This is a genomic window from Klebsiella sp. GFKo11 (assembly GCF_056490265.1).
The window spans coordinates 2,352,062-2,371,564 of sequence record NZ_CM151369.1; the positions used below are offsets into that span (position 1 = coordinate 2,352,062).

Consider the following 19,503-nt stretch of genomic DNA (forward strand, 5'->3'; position numbering starts at 1 on the left):
TTGGTCGCTTGTGATAAGTCCGAATGGTTTGGTCACCGTTCGGGGTAACTGGCCCGCCTTGTGCGGGCCTTTTGCCATCTAAAGGTTGCCGGTCTTTCCCGGCTGTCAGGGCTGGTCATGCCCGTTGGTCATTGGTCTTTCCTCCCGGTCTTTCCCGGCGCCAGAGCTGGTCAGGCTCACTGGTCTTTCCTCACGGGGTCCCTCTTTTCGAGGGCTTCAGTTTTCACTGAAGGGTCGCATAAATCGTTACTGTGTTAAAAAAATGCCCGGGGCGCCCGGGCCAAGACTACACACAGCAATTCGTATTCGTTGCGGTCTTTCCCGCATGTCATCGTACTGTCGGCGACCCGAAGAATTGTTTGCCTGTCTTTTATCCACTTCAGGCTCAGTGGTATCCTCTAAGTCCCTACAACACAGAGGATTTAATGTGACTGATTCATCTATCCTGGAACGCATTGCAAAACTTGAACGCTGCCAACAAGCGAGCCAGCTAATCATTAATGCTCTTTGTCGTCGTCTCAGTGACGAAGAAAAGATTGAGCTAATGAAAGAAATGTCAGCTCAGGCCAAAAAGTATGGAGATCCTAAAATTTCAGAGATCGCTCAAGGGATCATCGCTGGCTGAGTCATTTCCTGGCACAACGTAGTAACCCAATGGGCGCGACTTAATTACTTGTCGCGCTTTTTTCAACACGATACTTGGGTAAAGCTGGCCTGGAGGACAAAGAGCCTCAGCCGCTAAAGCGATAGCTTCTGCAACCTTATCTGCGGTCCCACTCTCAATAAAATCTAAGCCCTTACTCATATTTTCACCTCACCCTTAACGCCGGGGCGGCGGAACGTTTCTGAACAACTGCCGCGTGGTTAGTGCGTCGTTGATGTGATGTAATTTAGGTAAATCTAACAAATTGGTCAATGATTAAATTAGAAAAAACGAACAGTATGGGCGTAAAAAAATACATCTATCTGATTAGAAAGGGATTATTTTTGTTTGCGGGCTTGCAGTAACTCTTCAAATAAACGATTGAAACCGTCTACTTTTTCGCGAAGTTCCGTTAAATGCCGCTCTTTTTCAGATTCAGGGAGTGACGAAAAGAGTTTTAAAAGCTCTGTTTCTCGTTCATCTAACGGCGGCGGGGTGTCTACCGGGGTTCCCGGAGTGGCGGATTCATCGCCGTAAAGTATCCAGGTAGGGCTGCATTGAAGTGCGTTACTTAAAGCGAATAGGTTTTTCCCGCCAGGCTCACTATCACCGGTCTCCCACTGGGAGATAGTGACGTGCGCGACGTTAACCAGCTTCGCTAAAGCGCGCTGAGTAAGTTTGAGATCTTTTCTACGCGCTCTGATGCGCTCACCTGGCATTGTCATAGTTAGATAATTCTAAATTTCCTTGACTTCGTTATCTCGAACACCTAATTTGTTAGGAAAATCTAACAGGAGGGTGTTTCATGTTAACAACTGATGCGATCAAATATTTTGGTAGTAAGAGAAAACTGGCTGAGGCCGCTGGCGTTAAGGCTCCTACTGTCTATGCGTGGGGGCGTTTGGTTCCTGAAGGTAAAGCGGCTCGTTTGTCTCTGATGACTGATGGCGAACTTGTTTATGACCCAAAGGCTTACCAACTGCCAGCCAAATCAGCTTAACAATTGGCGGCATCGAAATCTGATTACGCTTAATCAATTTTCAGCGACAGGAGACGCTCGAAGTGGAATACCTCGAAGAACTTAAACGAGAGATCTTTAACTGGGCAGCGGAAAGCGGGCAGGAGCTGGTTGCTATCGAGATAAGCCGCATGTGGTTTCGTCTTGGTGGTAATACCGGTTCGCTGAAGCTGCACCAGATCGAAGATGCAGATGGAAACGCCGACTGGCGGGCAATCAACAACAACCGCCAACAAATTTTTCGTTGGTTGCGAGGCGAGACCAAAGCCGCGAGAGCCAAAACTCTGGCGCTGGTCAAAGCGATGGAAGCGGCGCTGCCAGCAGAACGTTACGCGCGCTTGGGTATGTCCACCCAGTATTTAATTTGTGTGGCCATTCGTGAGTTTGCCGCGGCGATTATCGCGTTGTTACTCGACGCCAGAGACGGGCCGCAGCAAGTCGCCAGAGCATTGCAAGCTATGCGAGAAACACAGCGCCTGACCAGCGTTTAACCTGTACCGAGGAAAGACCAATGAGAACACAAGACCGCATCACCTGGCGGAACGGGTTTCGCCGGAACGGGGTACAAGTCCCGATAGAAGATATCGAATCGATTTTTGAGGAACGTCGCGCTGCTGCGCTGACAATCTGGGAACGCTATGAGCTGCGCAAGGCAGACCTGCAGGAAGCGGGACTCACCCAGAAAGAATACGAAATCGCCTGCCGCCAGCTGGCTGACTCGCTGGGGATTTGACTATGAGTATGACGCTTATGGCCAAAGCAATGGCAATCAAGACTGGAAACCCGATTCGAAAACTGGTGCTGATCAAACTGGCTGATAACGCCAATGATTACGGCGAATGCTGGCCGTCTTACAAACATATTGCGGATCACTGCGAGTGCAGTAAAAGCGCGGTGCGTGACCATATCGATGCGTTAATTTCTATGGGCCTGCTGGTGAAAGAAAATCGTCCGGGCGTAAAAAACGGGAAGGGTAACGCGTCGAATTTGTACTGTATGAAACTTGATAACCCTATGCCGCCAAAAAGCATAGCCCCTATGCCGTCAGAAAGCACAGGTATGCCGCCAAAAAGCATAGCCCCTATGCCGTGTGGCGGCACCAGAACCAGTCACTCTTTTGAACCAGTCATAGAACCTATAGATCCCCCTAACCCCCAGACGGGGGAAGGCGAAGAAAAAATTAATTCTGATGCTAAAAAAGCGCTGAAATTTTACAACGAGCAAACCGGTACCCGCTGCCGTGACCTGAAACCGTTTGTGATGATGCTGACGCCGACCACCACCCGGGAAGGTTACACCCTAGACGAATTGCAGTTAGTTATCCGCTGGGTGCTGGCCACATGGCGCCGCCGTGGCGATAGCCTGCCGAAGCCAGCGAACATCTGCCGGGTAAACCGCTTTGATGGTTATCTCGCTGACGCTGAAGCATGGGCGGTGACCGAAACCGATATTGATCCGGAAGCCGTTATGAACGGCTACAACGAAATTTTTGCTGATGTTCTGCCCGCTGCTGAACTGGACACAGACCGCCGCCGGATGATCACCAGTCTGGCCGCCCATATGAAAAACAAAACCACGGGCGCATTTCTGGGTTATTTCGAAAAATTCCGCGCTGACGCCTCCGATTTTTACTTTGGTGAAAATGGCGGATGGCGCGCCAGCTTTGACTACCTGATGAAGCCTGAAACATTGCGTAAAACTCGTGAGGGATCGCTATGACTCCGCAGGAACTGGAATCTTGTGTACTGGCTGGACTGCTGAACGGTGGAGCAAGTCCGGACGCTTTCGACGTGATCGCATCGACGCCTGAAGAATCATTCAGCATTGTTTTTCATCGTCGCGCCTTCTCGGAAATCAAAAAACAGGCGTTGACGAACGGTCTGATCGATATGCTGTTTGTCAGTGAGGCTCTGGGAGGGAGTAGCCTGGCTGATTTATCAGAGATTTCGCGTATGCCCGCCACGGTACCAAACCTGAAAGGTTACGCCGGGAAAATGGTTAAGGCGTGGCGCAGTCGCCGTATGGCTGAATTACTGCAACATGGTGCTGATGGTATCCGCCAGGCGAATAATCAGGAGCAGCGCGATCAGATTGTCGAAACTGCCGTGGCGCAGCTGCTGGACATGACCGGCGACACTGGCGACGTGCAGCCGGTACACATGAGCGAATTATTGCCGGTGTACATGGAAACCATGCAGAAGCGCATGGACGGCGAAGAGGGTACTCGCAACCTGAAAACCGGGATCGAGGAACTGGACGATGCGACCGGCGGAATCAACCTGCAGGATTTGATTGTCGTCGCCGGGCGTCCGGGCATGGGAAAAACAGAATTTGCGCTGAAGATTGTCGATGGTGTTACCGCTGCTGGCGGTGGCGCGTTGATATTCAGCATGGAAATGGCCGCTGCGCAAATCGTAGAACGCTCTCTGGCGGGTTCTGGCAACATGTCAGTGTCACGCCTGCGTAATCCCCTCGACATGCAGGACGAGGACTGGGCGCGCTTTACAGCGGCCATGGAGACCATGAACGGGCGCGATATCTGGATCGTTGATGCTACCGATCTGACGATTGAGCAAATCCGCGCCGTTGCCGAAACGCATAAGCGCCGGTATCCGCATCTGGCGATGATCGTTGTCGATTACCTTGGCCTGATTAAAAAACCGAAGGCAGAGCGTAACGACCTCGCGATCGCCCACATATCCCGAAACTTAAAAACTATGGCTATGCGCCTGCATACGCCGACGTTCGCGCTTAGCCAGCTTTCCCGCGCCGTGGATTCCCGCCCGGCGGCCCAGCGCCGCCCGGTCATGTCAGACCTGCGCGATTCCGGTTCCATTGAGCAGGACGCCGACAGCATCATGTTTCTGTACCGCGATGAGGTTTACAACCCGGAAAGCCCGGCGGCTGGCGTCGCTGAAATTATCCTGGGTAAAAGCCGCTTCAGCGCCGCAGGCGCAATTATTTATCAGGAATTTAAAAACGGACACTTTCTGTCAATGGATCAGCATGTTGGCAAAGAGAAAACACGTATCCAACTGGAGGCCGCGAAACCCCGGAAACAACCCCGTAAATACTCAGAGAAATTCAATACCGATGCATTTTAACCGCGCCTGACCAGCGCGATTTAACTGAGGAAAGACCAATGACCACGAATTTAAATTACCCAAAACCCGTAAAACCGGATGATGGCTGCAACTGGCTCCCCGTTATTCTCTGGCGCATGAACGCCGGCGCGCGCGCCCGTAGCCGTTCCGTGTTCGTTGCGGCGCCACGTCCGGCCCCTGTGCCCGGTATCACCCCGCAAAAACCGATTAAGCGTGAATTTATCGCCCCTACGGTTTCCGGCCGCAGGCGTAAAACCCACATCGGCACCGTGATTTATTCCAGAGGTGAAAAAAGCGTTCGCCTTAGCGAAGGTGCGACCGTCTGGTCTGCTGGCTCCAATGAGCATTTCGATAAAAAAACGGGCCAGCGCGTCGGCAGTATTGGCCGTCACCGTCTGGTGCTGGAGAGTATCCGCCCATTGCAGGCCAGCGACGCACAACAGGACGCCGGGAGCGTCACCGCGCAGCAGCTGGTATCCGTGATGAAAGGCAAAACGCTTTCTTACCAGGGCATTCTGGCATTAATCCAGAAGCACTATCCAGATTGTCAGGTGACGATTAAAGAACTTCACGATCGCGTATTTGGCATGTTCACGTCGAATTATGTGGGTATCACGCGTCACGACGATATGCCGCTGGTTCACTTCACGCTTAACAGCGTCGATCCCCGTTATTACATCGAGTCAGCGAAGAACAAGAGGGCATAAGGCATGGCCGGGCAATCAGATTACTTGCCGCCCGGCTTACCGCTTAATCGCGCCAAATGGCCGCAGGAGTGCCAGATCAAAGAGCACTACGACATGCGGGCCGCGGCACTCATACGCCAGCTGTTCGAGAAAAAAGTAACTCGACAGGCCATCGTAGAGCAGATTGCAGCGACGCCGGAAAGCTACCGGGAGTTTTTCAAAGAACGATTAAATTTTTGGCGGGAGAAGCGGACATGAAATTTTCAACACCTGATTTTATGCATTGCAGCCGCAGGACGCTGATGCTGTTCGTACTCAGTGCAAACGTTGTTGGCTGGATAGTCATTATCGCTCTGATATGGGCTGGATGTGAGGTGGCGCAGTGGGCGCTGGAATGTCTCCGCAGTAGTGGGGTGCTTGCGTGAATAACAAATACACCCTGATTTATGCGGATCCTCCATGGACTTACCGCGACAAAGCCAAAGACGGGGAACGCGGCGCCGGGCACAAATACCAGACCATGACTGTGCTCGATATCTGCCGTCTCCCGGTCTGGGAACTGGCCGCTGAAAGCTGCCTGCTGGCTATGTGGTGGGTACCGACTCAGCCGCTGGAGGCGTTGCGAGTCGTCGAGGCGTGGGGCTTCCGTCTGATGACCATGAAAGGCTTTACGTGGAACAAATGCTACAGCCGGCAGACCGACAAACTGGCCATTGGAATGGGCCATATGACCCGGGCAAACAGTGAGGATTGCCTTTTCGCAGTGCAGGGGAAATTACCCGCCCGACTGGATGCCGGGATCGTTCAGTCATTCACGGCCCCGCGTCTGGAGCATTCGCGCAAACCGGATATCGTGCGCGAAAAGCTGGTGCAGCTGCTGGGCGATGTACCGCGTATTGAGTTATTCGCCCGCCAGTCGTCGCATGGTTTCGACGTATGGGGAAATCAGTGTGATTCGCCTGCGGTGGCGCTGCTGCCGGGCATTGCTGAATATATCGGGGAGGTTGCTTAACCATGAAAAACACTATTCAGGATTTAATGAATCACCAGTTCGCCATGCTGGAGACCGTCACCGATCCCAATATCAAAGGCGACCTACTTCAGGAAGAGTTATCGAGGGCAAAGGCGGTAGTTGAGATCGTCGGGGTAATGGTCGGTACTTATCGCGTCGCCCTCGACGCTCAGAAGGCTATTTATGACGGTACCGCAGGCAATGTGCCTAAGATTATGGGGATCGAAAAATGATAGAGAAATACACTCCAGCCCAAGAGTTGTTTATCAGGCAGCATATCAAAAGCTCCACTGCGCGGGAATTAACTGAAATGTTTAACGCTCAATTTGGTACAAATAAGAGCGTGGGCGCTATCCGTATCTGGTGCAAATCTCATGGGTTAGGAAAGCAGTTTTTAATTGAGCCGCGCTATACCGATGAGCAGCTAACTTTCATTTATGCCAACAGGAATCTAACGAATGCTGAACTAACAGAACGGTTCAACAGGCGATTCGGTACCGATAAAAAACCTGACAATATCAAGGATGTAAAGATAGCTCGTGGATGGACTCGCGAACCTAAAGGCCGGAAACGCATTCTTCCCCAGTACATCACTGTTAATAAAGAGAAAATTAGACTCGATGTATACGTATATGAATGCGTACATGGAAAATTACCGACCGGTTATTCGGTTATACATCTGGATAATGATCTTAATAATAACAATATCGATAATCTGCGCGCTGCCCCTAAAGAAATTCACCGCCTGTTTTCTGGCGCGGGTTACTCTAAAATGCCGCAGGTGCTTGCTCCGGCGCTGTATGCACAAGTTATGCTCCGCCATGCGATTAAACGCTTGTCCAGTTAATTGGGGTGGTTAATGGCTAAATCATCCGCAGAACGTAAAGCCGCGCAGAGGGCGCGGCAGTCTGCCGCCGGGAACCGGAAAATTGAGCTGGTTCTCGACGCGCAGGAACTGGACATGCTGGCGCGTAATTGCGCCGCCCGGCGTCCGGGGCGTGAACCGTACGAACTGGTCGAGTACATCGCTATGCTGATCCGTCAGGATGATGCGCGGCTTAGTGGCCACATCAAATCGATCAGCAAACGTCTGTGTAGAAAATGCGGTGAGACGCTGCCGATCACCTCCTGCCCGTGTGCTGGTGATTCGCAATGCTGGGTAACGCGAGGGTGGCACGAAACCAAACTGTCAGCATAGCGAACAACCATACCAGATAAAACAGAACCGTCAGAAATGGCGGTTTTCTTTTGAATTCAATTGGATATTTTCAGATTTATTGTTGATTTTTAACGATTCGTGCTCTTAAAAATTTGCGCTCACTGTCAGTTGGTAGTATATATACTGTAATTTTATACAGTATTGTTGTTGAGGGAGAGGTAGTGGTTGATAAGAAAGACGCAGGAGACCTTCTCCCCGACGATGGTGATGTGCTGATAACGTGTGAAAATGGGAAGATTAAGAAGACGAGAATCGTCCATTCCGATGAGCACGTAGCGACACTTAACGCGTTGTTTGAATTAGCTAAATTGACGGGTTATACCATTATCAAACCAGACGGCAATATGCTATAATTACCCCGTTGGCCTGAACACCCAACACCATGTAATTCTGAACAATTGCTGCGCTAAAGGGGAAACCAATGGCGCAGTATTCTTTTGTAAAAGCACCCGGCGGTGTATTAATTCCGGCAGCGCCTGACGCCCGCGAATTCTTGGAAAAAAAAGTTCGCATGGGCGGTATTTTGTATGCAGATTTTAAGCAGGCAAGAAACCCGGCGTTCCACCGCAAATTTTTTGCCCTCCTGAATCTGGGATTTGATTACTGGCAACCTTCCGGCGGTGCAATATCGCCAGCTGATAAAAAACTGGTTCGTGGTTATGTGCAACTGGTGGCCCACTATGCCGGGCATGCAGACACGTTGCAGGAACTGGCGGATCAGTACCTCCGGGATGAGGCAGAAAAACGCGCAGGGAATATCAGCGCGGTTAAATCGTTTGAAGCATTCCGTTCCTGGGTAACTATCGAAGCCGGTTTTTATACCGAATACCAGATGCCTGATGGCACTAACCGCAAAGAACCCAAATCTATATCGTTCGCAAAAATGGACGATGTAGAATTTTCTCAGCTGTATAAATCCGTATTAGACGTCCTCTGGAATTTTATTTTATTCCGCACATTCCCCAATCAGCAGGCAGCAGAAAACGCAGCCTCGCAATTATTCAGCTATGCCGCCTGAGAAATATCGCCATGACCAAAGACGATAAGCGCTGGCTGGAAGACGTTGCATCACTGGGTTGCGTCGTATGCAGAAATCTTGGCTACGGCGCTACACCGGCAGAAGTTCACCATATCCGCAAAGGGCAGGGCATAGCCCAGCGCGCCGACCACAAAGAAACTCTCCCGCTTTGCCCTCCACACCACAGAACCGGCGGCCACGGCGTAGCTATCCACGCAGGGCAAAAAACATGGGAAGAAAACTACGGAACGGAGACTGAATTGCTCGAACAGGTCACTAACGAGGTAAAGGAATTACGCTTATGCAGAATTTAATTCCGTCTCTAAGAGCAGCAGATAACGCTAAAAAATGCGGTTGGCCAACGCGTCCGGAAAGCATGAAATTCTGTTCAGGCTCCTTTTTCATTCTGGCGGGCGGCGATTTTGCCCTTCTCTATGCTCGCGCACGCGCGCGTTTAGGGGGCTGATTTATGCCGCTGGTCGCCACCTTCCGTACAGACTGGTTCAGAGTCATTACCGACCTGACCAGAAAAAACCTCACCACTCAGCAAATCGCCGATGAACTTGGCGTTTCAAAATCCGCCGTCCTCGGCTGGAAATCTGGATCAGAGCCTCGCCATGGTCACGGTGAAGCGCTGATTGCTCTCTGGTGTCTGGCTACCAGCTCAGACCGTAAAAAACTCCCTACTGTGCTTTACCGCCAGTGGTGGACGTTCCGCCGCCCTGTTTTTGGTCGGGAAACTGACCAGAAGGGCAACACACAATGACGACTCACTAATTCAGGAGTGAAAAAAAATGGCTCGACCGAAAAAAATCGTTGAGACGCCGGGGCAGGAAAAAGCGGCTCTGGAAGAAAAAACGCTCGTTACAGAGGGGCAGTTAATTACTGCTGAACAGAACGGCGCGCAGCAGCAGGGGAACGGCAGCGACGAACAGACCGTGCAGCAAAAAGTTTCAACCCTGCTTGATGGTACTCAACTGGCAGAACGTAACGCCATTCTCGCCACGCTCAACGCGCAGGGCGCTGCTATCGTTGCCCGCTTCGAAGAGTACGACTTCACCGACATTATCGGCCACCCGCTGACCAACTGCCTCGACTTCCTCAATCTGGTACACAAAGCCACTGAGGTAAGGACTGGCGGTACGGCGGAGCAGGTGACAAACGAGGAAGGCAAAAAGCAACCCGTGCGCAGTGCGCCGGTATTAACCGAACACGGCTGGCACGTTCCGGGCTAAGGAGATTTTTATGTGTGGTGGATTTGACCCGAAAAAAGTTCTCGATCCTGCTGGTTTGTTCACTAAGGACAAAACCCCGGACGTACAGACAACTGACCCACAGGCTGAAGCCGACGCCGCGTCCAATGCTGCTGCACGTGCAGCTAATGCCGATGCAGCCGCGCGCAAAAAGCGCAAGGCAGGTTCTTCACTGCTGGCCAGCGGTTCTACTGGTGCCACAGATTCCGGCAGTTCTTTGCTGGCTTCTGGCGCACAGGCCGCAAAAAACACGTTAGGGGCTTAACTCATGGATCAACTCGCCAGCAGGCTAATCAAGCGCGCTGACACGCTGAAAGCAAATCGCCAGGTGCACGAAAGCGTCTGGCGGGAGTGCTACGACTACACCTATCCGCTGCGCGGGGCCGGGTTTTCGTCTGAGGTGCTGGACGCACAAAGCGCGAAACATAAGGTTGCAAAGCTGCTGGACGGCACAGCCACCGACAGCGCCCGCATGCTGGCGTCCGCGCTTATGTCAGGGATGACCCCGGCGAATGCTCAATGGCTGAACCTTGACAGCGAATTACTGCCTGATGACGCTAAGGCGTGGTTGTCCACCTGTGCAACGCTGGTAACGGCGTTAAATTTGCCGCGTTGCTCCGTCAGTTAATTGATTCACCCTCTGGCATGGTGGCAGTTGCGGAGAGAAACGGCGATATCGTTGGCGCGATAGCGGCGGTGGTGACCGATCACTATTTTGCTGATGCGACGATTTCCTATGAACTGGGGCTATACGTTGAAAAAGCTCACCGGGGAACGATGGCTGGTTACCGTCTGGCGAAAGAGTACATCGACTGGGCGAAAGAAAAAGGCGCTGACCAGATTGATATGGGTATTACAACCGGCATCGATGAAGAACGTACCGGGCGGCTGTATGAGCGGCTCGGGTTGCAACATGTCGGCATCGTCTTTTCTGGGGGTAAGTAATGGCATGGGTAGCTTTAGCATCCGCAGCGGTTTCAGCGCTGGGGGCGTTCAAACAGGGCAATGATGCACAGGCAGCAGCAAACTATAACGCCGCTCAGGCCAGCGCTGATGCTGATGCAAACACCGCCGCCGCCAAAGTGCAGGCGCAACGTATTCGCCAGCAGGGAGCACAACAGGCCTCTTCGGCGAATGCCTCATACGGTGCGTCAGGCGTTGAAGCTGGGGAAGGTACTGCACTTCGCGTTACATCCGGCATCGCCGGTGATGCTGAACAGGATGCATACACAACGATTTTGAATGGCGTAAATGGTTCTAACCGGATGCGTGCGCAGGCGCAGGCAGATGTGATTAGCGGCCAACAGGCTAAACAGTCCAGCATGCTTAGCGCTGGGGGTTCTTTGCTTTCATCCGGATCGAAGATGTACACCGGCTGGAAAACACGATAGGAGATAAAAACGTGAGAATACCAACGGGAAATTTTGGCAATTTAACCCCGCAAGCGCAGCAGAGCCGCGTATCTCTGGGTAATGTTACGGCGGTCGGTAACGCCCTTTCCGGGTTTGGTGCCGCGGTAGGGCAGGTTAGTGATGACTTGCAGCGGGTACAGGATAAAGCTGATGTAGCCGCGACGCAGGCGATACTAACGGATCTGGATGCTAAATCTAATGACCGTTGGGAAAACCCGCAAACCGGCGCGATGGTAACGCGACAGGGCTTTAATTCCTCTGGCGTAGTGACTGATATGGATAAGGCCGACGCTTCGGAATACGAGGAGGCCCGTAAACGAGTACCGCCCAGCCAGATTAACTATTTTGATGCGCAGTGGCAGGCTGGCCAGGTCCGCCGAACCAGCACCTACAGTTCGTTCGAGCGCTCACAGACAGATGCAGCCCAGCGCCAGCAGTTAAACGCGACGGTGAGCACCTCCGTAGAGCAAGAGGCCAGCGCTTACGATAACCCGATGCAGGCCAGTTTGATTCGTGGTGCCCGCAAGCACTCGATTGAATTATATGGCCAGGCTCGCGGGTGGAGTCAGGAAAGCATCGATGGCGCAATCTCCGAAGCAAACCAGAAAGCACTTGAGCAGCGCGCGCAGAACTATGCAGTAACAAATCCCACTGGCTGGTTGAATGGTGATTTTTCACTGGTAAACAGCAGCACCGGGGAGCTTGATATGCGCGCGGTTGGCCTGGTGGAATCCGGCGGCAAGCACCGTAATGCCGACGGTAGCCTCGTGCAAGGTCCCGTAACGAAGAGCGGGGAACGAGCACAAGGTGAATATCAGTTGATGCCGGATACAGGAAAGGAGCTTGCGGCTAAACGTGGCGTGGAATACAACCCCGATGACCCGGTGCAGCATGCGCAGCTGGCTCGCGATTATGCCGGGCAGCTCAGTAAAAAATACCAGTCAGAACCACTGGCCGGGGCCGCGTATAACTGGGGGATTGGTAACGTCGATAAACTGATCTCTAAAGTAGGCGACCCGCGCAAAGGCGAAATATCGATGGCTGATTTCGTTAAGCAACTGCCTGCTGAAACTCAAGGTTGGCTGTCCCGCTATAACAAAAACAAAACCGGCCTTGACCCCGTGGCTGTGAATAAAATCGACAATATCGCCGAGTCACAGATCCGCCAGCAGCGTACGGCGCTGCGCCAGCAGATTGACCCGATTCTCAATAATACGATGGCGCAGCTGTATAACGGCGAGGTGCCGGACGCTATGCCGAACGCTTCCACCATTCTGTTTGCATATGGTGAACAGGGGCAGACGGCGGTCAAGCAGCTGGATATTGCGATCGATAACGCCAGAACTTTCCAGGCTATTCAGTACGTCACCCCGGCAGAACAGCAGGCCGAACTGGCGAAAGTGAAACCGCAGGCAAACGACCCGGATTATGCGCTAAAACTTGATGCGCACGGCAAACTTAGTGCGCTGGTGCAGAAGAGTAACGCCAATATTCAGGCGCAGCGTGATGCTACCCGCTTTAACGATGCGCTGATCTCTGGCGAGAAACTCGACCCGAGCAACAAATCCATGCAGAAGGCGGCGGACAATACGACATCGGCGCTTAACTTCCGCATTAACGACGCCACCACTCACGACGCTATCGTGCAGCAGGTTAACCAGACGGGCATTATCCCGTCGCAGGTTACATCGCAACTGAATGCTATTTCTCGCTCTGACAGTCCGGATGTGGTGAAGCAGGGAGCTAATTTGTTCGATTCCCTGTACAGGACGGATCCTGCGTCTATTAGCGACATGCCAAAGGACATGCAAAGTTTTTATCTGACAGTTAAACAGTTATCCGATGCTGGAATGGCACCCGATGCGGCTGTAAAACAAGCACAGAACGTGACCTACAACCAGACCGACGCACTGAAATCGCAATTGTCTTCTACGCAGAGCACGAAGGAGTACAAAAAAGAGCGTGCCAGCGCGATGGATTCCGCAGTCAGCAGCATGAAACCGTGGTACAGCTTTGGCGGCCCCGCCGCGGATGACCAGAATCCTAATGCTGTAAAATTCCGTAATGACTACCAGTCACTGTATGACATTAATTATCGCAATTCGGGCGGTAACGCCGAATTAGCTAAAAAAATGACCAACGTACAGATATCCAGAACATGGAGTATTAGCGATGTAAATGGCAGTGCTCAGTTTATGAAATACGCGCCTGAAGCTCTTTATAACTACGGGCCGTCTGGTTGGCAGGCTGCGCAGTGGAAAGAAGAAAAAGAAGAACTAATGTATGGGGAACGCAGTAAAGAAATATTAACGAGCCCAACAGAGCTTGGAATAACTTCCGGGGCTGCGCCAGTAATAACCACCAATACACCTGAATCTCGTATCGGCGGAGAGCTAGAGATTACACCAGATTTGGATACCCATCGCGACCGCAAATATTCAGTTGTTGTTCGCATGAAAGATAAAGATGGAATCGAGAGCGTACAGCCTTATTACGATAAATTTGGTCGTCCCATGCGCTGGAAACCTGACATTGAAAAATGGGGGCCGTATCAAAAAATGCAGCAGGAGAGGGAGAAACAAGGCGAAGAGGAAATATCACGCGGTAAAGATATTCGGGGCTTTAAAGAAAAACATCGTGCGCTCGATGAACAGTATCAGCGCTTGCATGATGAGCGTATGAACAGGGTCAAAAACTACTTTTCATGGAGTAATGAATAATGCCTTTCTACCCACAATCTGACGAACCGCTAAGCGTAATGGATAATGCTCTTCAGGAGCCAACTGGTTTTGATGTATCTCTGCCTGAAGGAACCAACCCGGAACCGCTGCAACAGCAACCGTCTGTATGGGATGCCGCTTTTCGTCAGAATAACCTGCTGGCCGGAATGTTCCGCCCGGCTAAACAATTCGAACCGGCGGACGGGTATAACCCTTATTCTGATAAAAACGAACTAAAGGGGTACGAACAATGGGGATCCGCCTTTGCGGATTCAAAATCTCCAGAGGAAACCGCCTGGATTAAAAACCAGATAGACGATGAAAACGAAGACCGCCAGTTGCTGTCTGAAGCAGGCGCTGAAGGAACTCTGGCCAGTATCGCTGCCGGAATTATCGACCCTGTCACGGTCGCATCGATGTTTATTCCCGGTGCGCAGGGAAGCCTGGCTGCTCGTATTGGTTCTCAGATTGCTATTGGTGCCGCCGGTACTGCGCTTAGCGAAGTTGCGCTGAATAACCAGCAGTACACTAGGACGCTGGGGGAAAGTGCAGCGCACATCACAGCCGGAGCTATGTTCAGCGGTATTTTTGCAAGTGCTGGTGCAATGTTATCCCCCGGAGTCAGGGCCGCAGCCACGCGGGAAATGGCCGATGCACTTGAAAATGCAGGTATGGCTGACGCTATTAACCGGGGAATGGACAGCCTACAGGATGGCGGGAGCGTGGGTGCTATGCAGATCAGGCAGGCAACCCTTGACGATCTCACCCTCGACGGAGGAAAAGCGGCGGATATTGCGTTAAAAGCTGGCGGATACATGACACCTATATCACGGGTTATATCGTCGCCGTCTCGCAATGCGCGGATCACAGCGCTAGAGCTGGCGGAAAATAACTTTGCGCTGCGTGGTAATCAGCGCGGGTTCGAGACCCCCGTTGCCGCTGAAACCCGTGTGCGTGGCTGGCGAAGGGAAGAAGCTGCGGTGGTGGTAACCAATAAACAGGCGTATGCCAAATATAAAGCTGATGGCGGAGATCTCAATTACACCAGATTCCGCGAGGAAGTTGGAGACGCCATGCGAAATGGCGATATTCATGGGAACGCTGCTGTTCAGGATGCTGCACGTGCATTGCGTCAGGTGGTAGACAGGGTGAAAGTAGCCCAGCAGGATTTAGGTTTACTCCCTCCTGATGCGGAGCTAAAAGCGTTGGGACAGACCAGTTATTTTCCTCGAGTCTACAGAGTGGGGAAAATTGTTGAGGAGCGCGATAAATTCAGCGATCTTTTAGTTAACTGGTGGTCGCGTGGTGCTTCGGCTATGTCACGGGAAGATGCAGAGATCGCCGCAGACGCAACGATAAATAAAATTGTTGGAGCAAAAATCCCCCAGGATTTTACGAACGTTTTTACTGTTAAAGTCCCAGGAAGTTCCCGGCAGCGTACTTTAAATCTCCCAGACAATATGATGCGGGATTATCTGGAGAGTGATGCTAACTACGTATTGCAGAGGCATATCCGAGAGGCTTCTCCTGATATCGAGTTAACTCGTGTGTTCGGAAACCGTAACCTTGAGTCCCAACTTAAGGCGATACAGGATGAATACGATGAACTGATGCGGGCGCGCCCCCAGGATCAGGCTAAATTAGCCAAAGCCCGTGATAATGATATCCGGGATATTACGGCCATGCGTGATCGGCTGGTTGGTACGTATGGAATGCCTGACGATCCATCATCCTTTTTTGTACGAGCTGGCCGCGCTATGCGTAATGTAAACTTCGTAACTAAACTCGGCGGTATGACGGTTTCCGCTATTCCCGATCTCGCTCGAGGAGTGATGGTCAACGGGTTCAGTAAAACCATGAAGGGTTATGGTGCGCTGATATCCAAGTCGCCGGCGTTTGCAGCCAACAAAAGCGAAATGAAAAAGATGGGGGTTATGGTCGAAACGGTGCTTAACTCCCGTTCGCGTCTGATGGCTGATCTGGTTGATAGCTCTACTCGCACGAACGCGGCCGAAGCTGGGTTAGATCGCGTTACTGATGTATTCGGAAAGCTCACATTAATGGGGCAATACAACGACATTAACAAAGCGATTAACGGTATGGTAACCGCTGACAGTATTCTTTCCGGGGCGGCTCCAGCTTCCCGTATTGCGAAACTGGGTATCAGTCCATCTACAGCCGCGCGCATAAACGAACAGTTTCGTAAGCATGGTGAGGTGCTTGATGGTTGGCATATTGGCAATTTTGAAAAATGGGATGATGATTACGCTGCAGGTGTATTCCAGTCGGCAGTTTTGAAGGATACCAACAACATTATTATCACGCCGGGGGTAGGCGATACGCCACTATGGGCCAGTTCACCAATCGGACGCACAGTTTTCCAGTTCCGCTCCTTCACGACGGCATCATATAACAGGGCAACAATTGGCGGTTTATCAGAAGGTACCGCGCAGTTTTACTACGGCACAGCATTTCAGATTGCCCTCGGTGCGCTCACGTATGCGCTTAAACAGGCTGCGAATGGTAAAGAAATCGACTGGTCTCCGCAAAAACTGGCACTTGAGGGTGTTGACCGTTCCGGTATCCTTGGCCCGCTGATGGAATATAACAACATGGCTGAAAAGGCATCCGGCGGGATGGTAGGGCTAGGGCCATTGCTCGGCACCGGAACGCAGTCCCGTTACGCCAGCCGCGGCTTTATCGGTTCTGCTCTGGGGCCAACCTTTGGCCTGCTGGATACCGTTACAGATGTAACCGCCGGCGTGCTGAATGGCGACGCCGGCGACCGTGTGCTGCATAGCGTGCGAACGCTGTTACCCGGTAATAATCTGTTCTGGATTGCACCGCTGATTAACCAGGTCGACCCCGGTATGCGTTAATCGCAATCAGATTTATTTACCGTGAATGTAAATAACGGGGTGTCTACTGCCGAGTAAAAGTAATAGTGCAGTTTTACACCCCGCTGTTTGAAGGCATCAAAGTACCAATTGCCATACCCGAATGGTGCACAATATTTGTTCACAATTTGCTGTTTAGTTAATGAGATGGATTGTTTGTCAGGGATGTTAGCTTGAGTAACGGGTTTTCTGGTGTCGGTAGCACCTATGACTACCAGGAGAGAAACATCTTTTTCACCAACATCTAAAGCTTTTAAGCGCACGCTTCTATTGACAATTTCATAATTAGCCACGCCAACAATTTCTGGTTTGAGTGATTTTGCCATTTCCCCATCTGGAGGGAAGTCATATTTAACTTCTTTGGCGCATACGGTAGAAGTTACGATAAACAGTATTAAGGGGAATAAAGTTTTCACAGGGAGCCTCTGAATGAAAATAATTATATTAATGTCGGCTAGTTTTATACGTACATCGCTGCATATGCAATAGTCAGGATTCCGACCTCTAGCCCGGCACATTATAGCCCTATGGATAACCACGGGGCTTTTTTATGCATTCAGATTACAAAACCCGCCTGACCGCTCTTAGCGATAAGCTCACCGATGTAGTTCTTGAAGAAGCCGATCCGGATAACTGGCCGGGGGCAGGGAAGGAAATCACAAAGCACACCAAACAGGAACGCGGTGATCGGTACTGGCATAAGAAGAACGCGGCCGCATCGCTGACGCTGCTGGTAAAAGTCCACTCTCTGATTGGCATGCATACGCGCGGGGGAACACCTAAACCCGGCGGAGAGGATCCGGACGATGAAGCGTTCCAGTTAGGGCAGCAGGTAGCAGCTGCTGAACGTAAAGCGCTGGAAGTGATCGAGAGGCTGCAACAAAAAGGCAAAAAATGATTTCGTTCCTCGCCTTTTTCCTGATGTGGGCGGAGCGGATGAACTGGGATGTGCCGGACTGCCACTATAAAGCCTGCCACTGGCTGGAGCATCGCGGAAACCTCGCGGTGCTTCGCTGTTTTCGTGGCTTTGGTAAATCCACTATTCTGGGCGTTTATAACGCCTGGCGGTATTACTGCGATCGCCAGTACCGCATTCTGCACCAGTCGGAATCCGATACTACTGCCAGAAAGACCAGCCGCGACACCCAAAACGTTCTGCGCAACCATCCACTGACGAAAGGCATGTTGCCGGACGGCATCGGTACCATCGAGCAATGGTGGGTAAACGGCGCGCTGGATATGCGTAACGCCAGCATGTTCGCAAAAGGCATTCTGTCGAACGTTACCGGTGCCCGTGCCAACGAGTGCCAGAATGATGACGTGGAGGTACCCGGCAATATCCAGACTCCGGAGGCTCGCGAAAAACTGCGCTATCGCCTAAGCGAGCAGACGCATATTTTGATACCCGGTGGCCGAAAATTGTTTATCGGTACTCCGCATACCCACGACAGCCTTTACGATGAAAAAGAAGCGGAGGGCGCCGATTGCCTCACAATAAAGCTGTTCGATAAAGAGCATCGCGTCGAAGCGAAGAAGGCGACCAGAAAACGATACCGGGTACCGTTCCGCCCGGAATATGTTTTCGTTGGGATCCATAAAGCCGCCCGGCTTCTGGTCGAGGGTACTGATTACCGGTTGACTGAAGACGGTGTGGAATTTGCTGCACCGCCTGAAACGGTCGTGGATTTTTACGCCGGCTGCGCGTGGCCGGGCCGTTTCGATCATGATGAATTACTGCTGCGCCGTAAAGAGTGCCGCACAGTCAACGAATGGGATAGCCAGTACCAGCTGCACAGTAAACCGATTGGCGAAGTTCGACTCGACCCTGACCGTATCCGAGAATACAACGTACAGCCTGAAATCCGATACGCGAACCGCTCCTGCTCAATGTGGCTTGGCCAGACGCAAATTGTTGGCGCTGTCGCCTGGTGGGATGTGGCCACCGGCAAAGTTAAGGCCGACGCCTCGGCGTTCTCCTTGGTGTTCACTGACGCACGCGGGCATCTGTACTGGCATGTTTGCCAGGGGCTTACAGGCGAACTGGCGGAATTCGACGACAACGACAAAATCACCGGAGGCCAGGTGATGCAGATTAAAGAACTGGTGCTGAAGTATCAGATCCCGCTGGTATGCGTTGAGGTGAACGGCCCCGGCAGCTTTGCCGGGAAATTGCTGATACAGGCGCTGAAGGGGACCGGCTGCGGCGTACGGGAAGAGTTCAGCGTCACCAATAAACAGAAACGCATACTTGATGCATTCGAAGCGCCGCTGTCGTCGCGGTTCCTCTGGGCGCATACCGACGTGCTCGACGGCCCTATGTACGACCAGATGCGCGATTTTAACCCGGCGCTGACTAATCAGCCCGATGACTTTATCGACTCCGGCTCCGGGGCTATCAGCTCAACACCAGTGCGTATTGGTAAATTGGTCGGGATTCCGACCGCGCAGGCGCGGGAACATTGGCAACCAAACGATGGCGATCACATGGTCGCCGTAGATTACTAGCCGCCGGAGTCCCTCG

The 19,503-nt window shown here is 52.0% G+C and carries 27 protein-coding genes and 1 pseudogene; 26 read left to right on the top strand and 2 right to left on the bottom strand.

Going from position 1 to position 19,503, the window contains the following annotated elements; all coding sequences use genetic code 11:
• Positions 1-427: 427 nt before the first annotated feature.
• A complete protein-coding gene (locus AC07P6_RS11305; protein WP_478316317.1) occupies positions 428-625 on the top strand; it encodes a hypothetical protein in 198 nt (65 codons plus the stop codon).
• Positions 626-981: 356 nt separating this feature from the next.
• On the opposite strand, the gene AC07P6_RS11310 is transcribed toward AC07P6_RS11305, so the two are convergent.
• Positions 982-1,362 carry a helix-turn-helix domain-containing protein gene (locus AC07P6_RS11310; RefSeq protein WP_409226733.1) on the bottom strand — a complete coding sequence of 127 codons (381 nt, stop codon included), beginning with the start codon at positions 1,360-1,362 and terminating at the stop codon, positions 982-984.
• An 86-nt stretch (positions 1,363-1,448) separates the two neighbouring features.
• On the opposite strand from AC07P6_RS11310, the gene AC07P6_RS11315 reads away from it, so the two are divergent.
• The 23 genes and pseudogenes from AC07P6_RS11315 (at position 1,449) to AC07P6_RS11425 (ending at position 16,964) form a co-directional block, all read left to right on the top strand.
• The gene (locus AC07P6_RS11315; RefSeq protein WP_041165548.1) at positions 1,449-1,643 is read left to right on the top strand and encodes a Cro/CI family transcriptional regulator; all 195 of its coding nucleotides are present in this window, start codon (positions 1,449-1,451) and stop codon (positions 1,641-1,643) included.
• Positions 1,644-1,705: 62 nt separating this feature from the next.
• Complete coding sequence (locus tag AC07P6_RS11320) at positions 1,706-2,152, top strand: toxin YdaT family protein (RefSeq protein ID WP_015365920.1); 447 nt, start codon at positions 1,706-1,708, stop codon at positions 2,150-2,152.
• 20 nt (positions 2,153-2,172) lie between these two features.
• Positions 2,173-2,394, top strand: coding sequence for a hypothetical protein (locus tag AC07P6_RS11325; RefSeq protein WP_032752645.1), 222 nt, complete (start codon positions 2,173-2,175; stop codon positions 2,392-2,394).
• 2 nt (positions 2,395-2,396) lie between these two features.
• Complete coding sequence (locus AC07P6_RS11330; protein WP_164880257.1) at positions 2,397-3,380, top strand: helix-turn-helix domain-containing protein; 984 nt, start codon at positions 2,397-2,399, stop codon at positions 3,378-3,380.
• Positions 3,377-4,765: a replicative DNA helicase gene (locus AC07P6_RS11335; protein ID WP_110534525.1), complete on the top strand. Its 1,389-nt coding sequence runs from the start codon at positions 3,377-3,379 to the stop codon at positions 4,763-4,765. The genes AC07P6_RS11330 and AC07P6_RS11335 overlap by 4 nt, the downstream gene beginning before the upstream one ends.
• A 38-nt stretch (positions 4,766-4,803) precedes the next feature.
• On the top strand, positions 4,804-5,472 hold the full coding sequence (locus tag AC07P6_RS11340; protein WP_474523328.1) for a hypothetical protein: 669 nt from the start codon (positions 4,804-4,806) through the stop codon (positions 5,470-5,472).
• A 3-nt stretch (positions 5,473-5,475) separates the two neighbouring features.
• A complete protein-coding gene (locus tag AC07P6_RS11345; protein WP_047723467.1) occupies positions 5,476-5,709 on the top strand; it encodes a hypothetical protein in 234 nt (77 codons plus the stop codon).
• A complete protein-coding gene (locus AC07P6_RS11350; RefSeq protein ID WP_177932245.1) occupies positions 5,706-5,876 on the top strand; it encodes a hypothetical protein in 171 nt (56 codons plus the stop codon). The genes AC07P6_RS11345 and AC07P6_RS11350 overlap by 4 nt, the downstream gene beginning before the upstream one ends.
• Positions 5,873-6,463, top strand: coding sequence for an MT-A70 family methyltransferase (locus tag AC07P6_RS11355; protein ID WP_478316321.1), 591 nt, complete (start codon positions 5,873-5,875; stop codon positions 6,461-6,463). The genes AC07P6_RS11350 and AC07P6_RS11355 overlap by 4 nt, the downstream gene beginning before the upstream one ends.
• A 2-nt stretch (positions 6,464-6,465) precedes the next feature.
• Positions 6,466-6,696 (top strand): hypothetical protein, encoded by a 231-nt coding sequence (locus AC07P6_RS11360; RefSeq protein WP_004141582.1) that lies wholly within the window; start codon positions 6,466-6,468, stop codon positions 6,694-6,696.
• Entirely contained in the window at positions 6,693-7,310 is a 618-nt protein-coding gene (locus AC07P6_RS11365; RefSeq protein WP_474523326.1) for an HNH endonuclease, read from the top strand. The genes AC07P6_RS11360 and AC07P6_RS11365 overlap by 4 nt, the downstream gene beginning before the upstream one ends.
• 12 nt (positions 7,311-7,322) lie before the next feature.
• Positions 7,323-7,661, top strand: a complete 339-nt coding sequence (locus AC07P6_RS11370) for a hypothetical protein (RefSeq protein WP_102811710.1) — start codon at positions 7,323-7,325, stop codon at positions 7,659-7,661.
• Between the two features lie 182 nt (positions 7,662-7,843).
• Positions 7,844-8,035: a hypothetical protein gene (locus AC07P6_RS11375; protein ID WP_032409886.1), complete on the top strand. Its 192-nt coding sequence runs from the start codon at positions 7,844-7,846 to the stop codon at positions 8,033-8,035.
• Between the two features lie 68 nt (positions 8,036-8,103).
• Positions 8,104-8,700 carry a DUF1367 family protein gene (locus AC07P6_RS11380; protein ID WP_478316324.1) on the top strand — a complete coding sequence of 199 codons (597 nt, stop codon included), beginning with the start codon at positions 8,104-8,106 and terminating at the stop codon, positions 8,698-8,700.
• 11 nt (positions 8,701-8,711) lie between these two features.
• A complete protein-coding gene (locus tag AC07P6_RS11385) occupies positions 8,712-9,014 on the top strand; it encodes a Ref family recombination enhancement nuclease (RefSeq protein ID WP_041165551.1) in 303 nt (100 codons plus the stop codon).
• Between the two features lie 155 nt (positions 9,015-9,169).
• Positions 9,170-9,466, top strand: coding sequence for a hypothetical protein (locus tag AC07P6_RS11390; RefSeq protein ID WP_015365933.1), 297 nt, complete (start codon positions 9,170-9,172; stop codon positions 9,464-9,466).
• 28 nt (positions 9,467-9,494) lie between these two features.
• A complete protein-coding gene (locus tag AC07P6_RS11395; RefSeq protein ID WP_478316326.1) occupies positions 9,495-9,935 on the top strand; it encodes a hypothetical protein in 441 nt (146 codons plus the stop codon).
• A gap of 10 nt (positions 9,936-9,945) precedes the next feature.
• On the top strand, positions 9,946-10,218 hold the full coding sequence (locus AC07P6_RS11400; RefSeq protein WP_478316328.1) for a hypothetical protein: 273 nt from the start codon (positions 9,946-9,948) through the stop codon (positions 10,216-10,218).
• A 3-nt stretch (positions 10,219-10,221) separates the two neighbouring features.
• A pseudogene (locus AC07P6_RS11405) lies at positions 10,222-10,545 on the top strand (portal protein); the annotation flags it as partial.
• 53 nt (positions 10,546-10,598) lie between these two features.
• Positions 10,599-10,898, top strand: coding sequence for a GNAT family N-acetyltransferase (locus AC07P6_RS11410; RefSeq protein WP_478316330.1), 300 nt, complete (start codon positions 10,599-10,601; stop codon positions 10,896-10,898).
• Positions 10,898-11,344 (top strand): hypothetical protein, encoded by a 447-nt coding sequence (locus AC07P6_RS11415; protein WP_478316332.1) that lies wholly within the window; start codon positions 10,898-10,900, stop codon positions 11,342-11,344. The genes AC07P6_RS11410 and AC07P6_RS11415 overlap by 1 nt, the downstream gene beginning before the upstream one ends.
• Positions 11,345-11,355: 11 nt before the next feature.
• Entirely contained in the window at positions 11,356-14,085 is a 2,730-nt protein-coding gene (locus AC07P6_RS11420) for a transglycosylase SLT domain-containing protein (protein WP_478316334.1), read from the top strand.
• Positions 14,085-16,964, top strand: a complete 2,880-nt coding sequence (locus AC07P6_RS11425) for a hypothetical protein (protein WP_478316336.1) — start codon at positions 14,085-14,087, stop codon at positions 16,962-16,964. Before AC07P6_RS11420 ends, AC07P6_RS11425 begins: the two co-directional genes overlap by 1 nt.
• Here AC07P6_RS11425 and AC07P6_RS11430 read toward each other — a convergent pair.
• Positions 16,961-17,398 (bottom strand): hypothetical protein, encoded by a 438-nt coding sequence (locus AC07P6_RS11430; RefSeq protein WP_181245128.1) that lies wholly within the window; start codon positions 17,396-17,398, stop codon positions 16,961-16,963. The genes AC07P6_RS11425 and AC07P6_RS11430 overlap by 4 nt on opposite strands.
• A 134-nt stretch (positions 17,399-17,532) precedes the next feature.
• Here AC07P6_RS11430 and AC07P6_RS11435 point away from each other — a divergent pair, with 134 nt between their 5' ends.
• Complete coding sequence (locus tag AC07P6_RS11435; RefSeq protein ID WP_086893363.1) at positions 17,533-17,880, top strand: hypothetical protein; 348 nt, start codon at positions 17,533-17,535, stop codon at positions 17,878-17,880.
• Positions 17,877-19,487, top strand: a complete 1,611-nt coding sequence (terL, locus tag AC07P6_RS11440; RefSeq protein WP_474523316.1) for a phage terminase large subunit — start codon at positions 17,877-17,879, stop codon at positions 19,485-19,487. The genes AC07P6_RS11435 and terL overlap by 4 nt, the downstream gene beginning before the upstream one ends.
• Positions 19,488-19,503: the final 16 nt, after the last annotated feature.

Bases quoted from the DNA above. Each gene is read 5' to 3' on its own strand.
- AC07P6_RS11310 (WP_409226733.1), bottom strand. From the start codon at position 1,362: ATGCCAGGTGAGCGCATCAGAGCGCGTAGAAAAGATCTCAAACTTACT.
- AC07P6_RS11315 (WP_041165548.1), top strand. From the start codon at position 1,449: ATGTTAACAACTGATGCGATCAAATATTTTGGTAGTAAGAGAAAACTG.
- AC07P6_RS11325 (WP_032752645.1), top strand. From the start codon at position 2,173: ATGAGAACACAAGACCGCATCACCTGGCGGAACGGGTTTCGCCGGAAC.
- AC07P6_RS11330 (WP_164880257.1), top strand. From the start codon at position 2,397: ATGAGTATGACGCTTATGGCCAAAGCAATGGCAATCAAGACTGGAAAC.
- AC07P6_RS11335 (WP_110534525.1), top strand. From the start codon at position 3,377: ATGACTCCGCAGGAACTGGAATCTTGTGTACTGGCTGGACTGCTGAAC.
- AC07P6_RS11340 (WP_474523328.1), top strand. From the start codon at position 4,804: ATGACCACGAATTTAAATTACCCAAAACCCGTAAAACCGGATGATGGC.
- AC07P6_RS11345 (WP_047723467.1), top strand. From the start codon at position 5,476: ATGGCCGGGCAATCAGATTACTTGCCGCCCGGCTTACCGCTTAATCGC.
- AC07P6_RS11350 (WP_177932245.1), top strand. From the start codon at position 5,706: ATGAAATTTTCAACACCTGATTTTATGCATTGCAGCCGCAGGACGCTG.
- AC07P6_RS11360 (WP_004141582.1), top strand. From the start codon at position 6,466: ATGAAAAACACTATTCAGGATTTAATGAATCACCAGTTCGCCATGCTG.
- AC07P6_RS11365 (WP_474523326.1), top strand. From the start codon at position 6,693: ATGATAGAGAAATACACTCCAGCCCAAGAGTTGTTTATCAGGCAGCAT.
- AC07P6_RS11370 (WP_102811710.1), top strand. From the start codon at position 7,323: ATGGCTAAATCATCCGCAGAACGTAAAGCCGCGCAGAGGGCGCGGCAG.
- AC07P6_RS11380 (WP_478316324.1), top strand. From the start codon at position 8,104: ATGGCGCAGTATTCTTTTGTAAAAGCACCCGGCGGTGTATTAATTCCG.
- AC07P6_RS11385 (WP_041165551.1), top strand. From the start codon at position 8,712: ATGACCAAAGACGATAAGCGCTGGCTGGAAGACGTTGCATCACTGGGT.
- AC07P6_RS11390 (WP_015365933.1), top strand. From the start codon at position 9,170: ATGCCGCTGGTCGCCACCTTCCGTACAGACTGGTTCAGAGTCATTACC.
- AC07P6_RS11395 (WP_478316326.1), top strand. From the start codon at position 9,495: ATGGCTCGACCGAAAAAAATCGTTGAGACGCCGGGGCAGGAAAAAGCG.
- AC07P6_RS11400 (WP_478316328.1), top strand. From the start codon at position 9,946: ATGTGTGGTGGATTTGACCCGAAAAAAGTTCTCGATCCTGCTGGTTTG.
- AC07P6_RS11410 (WP_478316330.1), top strand. From the start codon at position 10,599: ATGGTGGCAGTTGCGGAGAGAAACGGCGATATCGTTGGCGCGATAGCG.
- AC07P6_RS11415 (WP_478316332.1), top strand. From the start codon at position 10,898: ATGGCATGGGTAGCTTTAGCATCCGCAGCGGTTTCAGCGCTGGGGGCG.
- AC07P6_RS11425 (WP_478316336.1), top strand. From the start codon at position 14,085: ATGCCTTTCTACCCACAATCTGACGAACCGCTAAGCGTAATGGATAAT.
- AC07P6_RS11435 (WP_086893363.1), top strand. From the start codon at position 17,533: ATGCATTCAGATTACAAAACCCGCCTGACCGCTCTTAGCGATAAGCTC.
- terL (WP_474523316.1), top strand. From the start codon at position 17,877: ATGATTTCGTTCCTCGCCTTTTTCCTGATGTGGGCGGAGCGGATGAAC.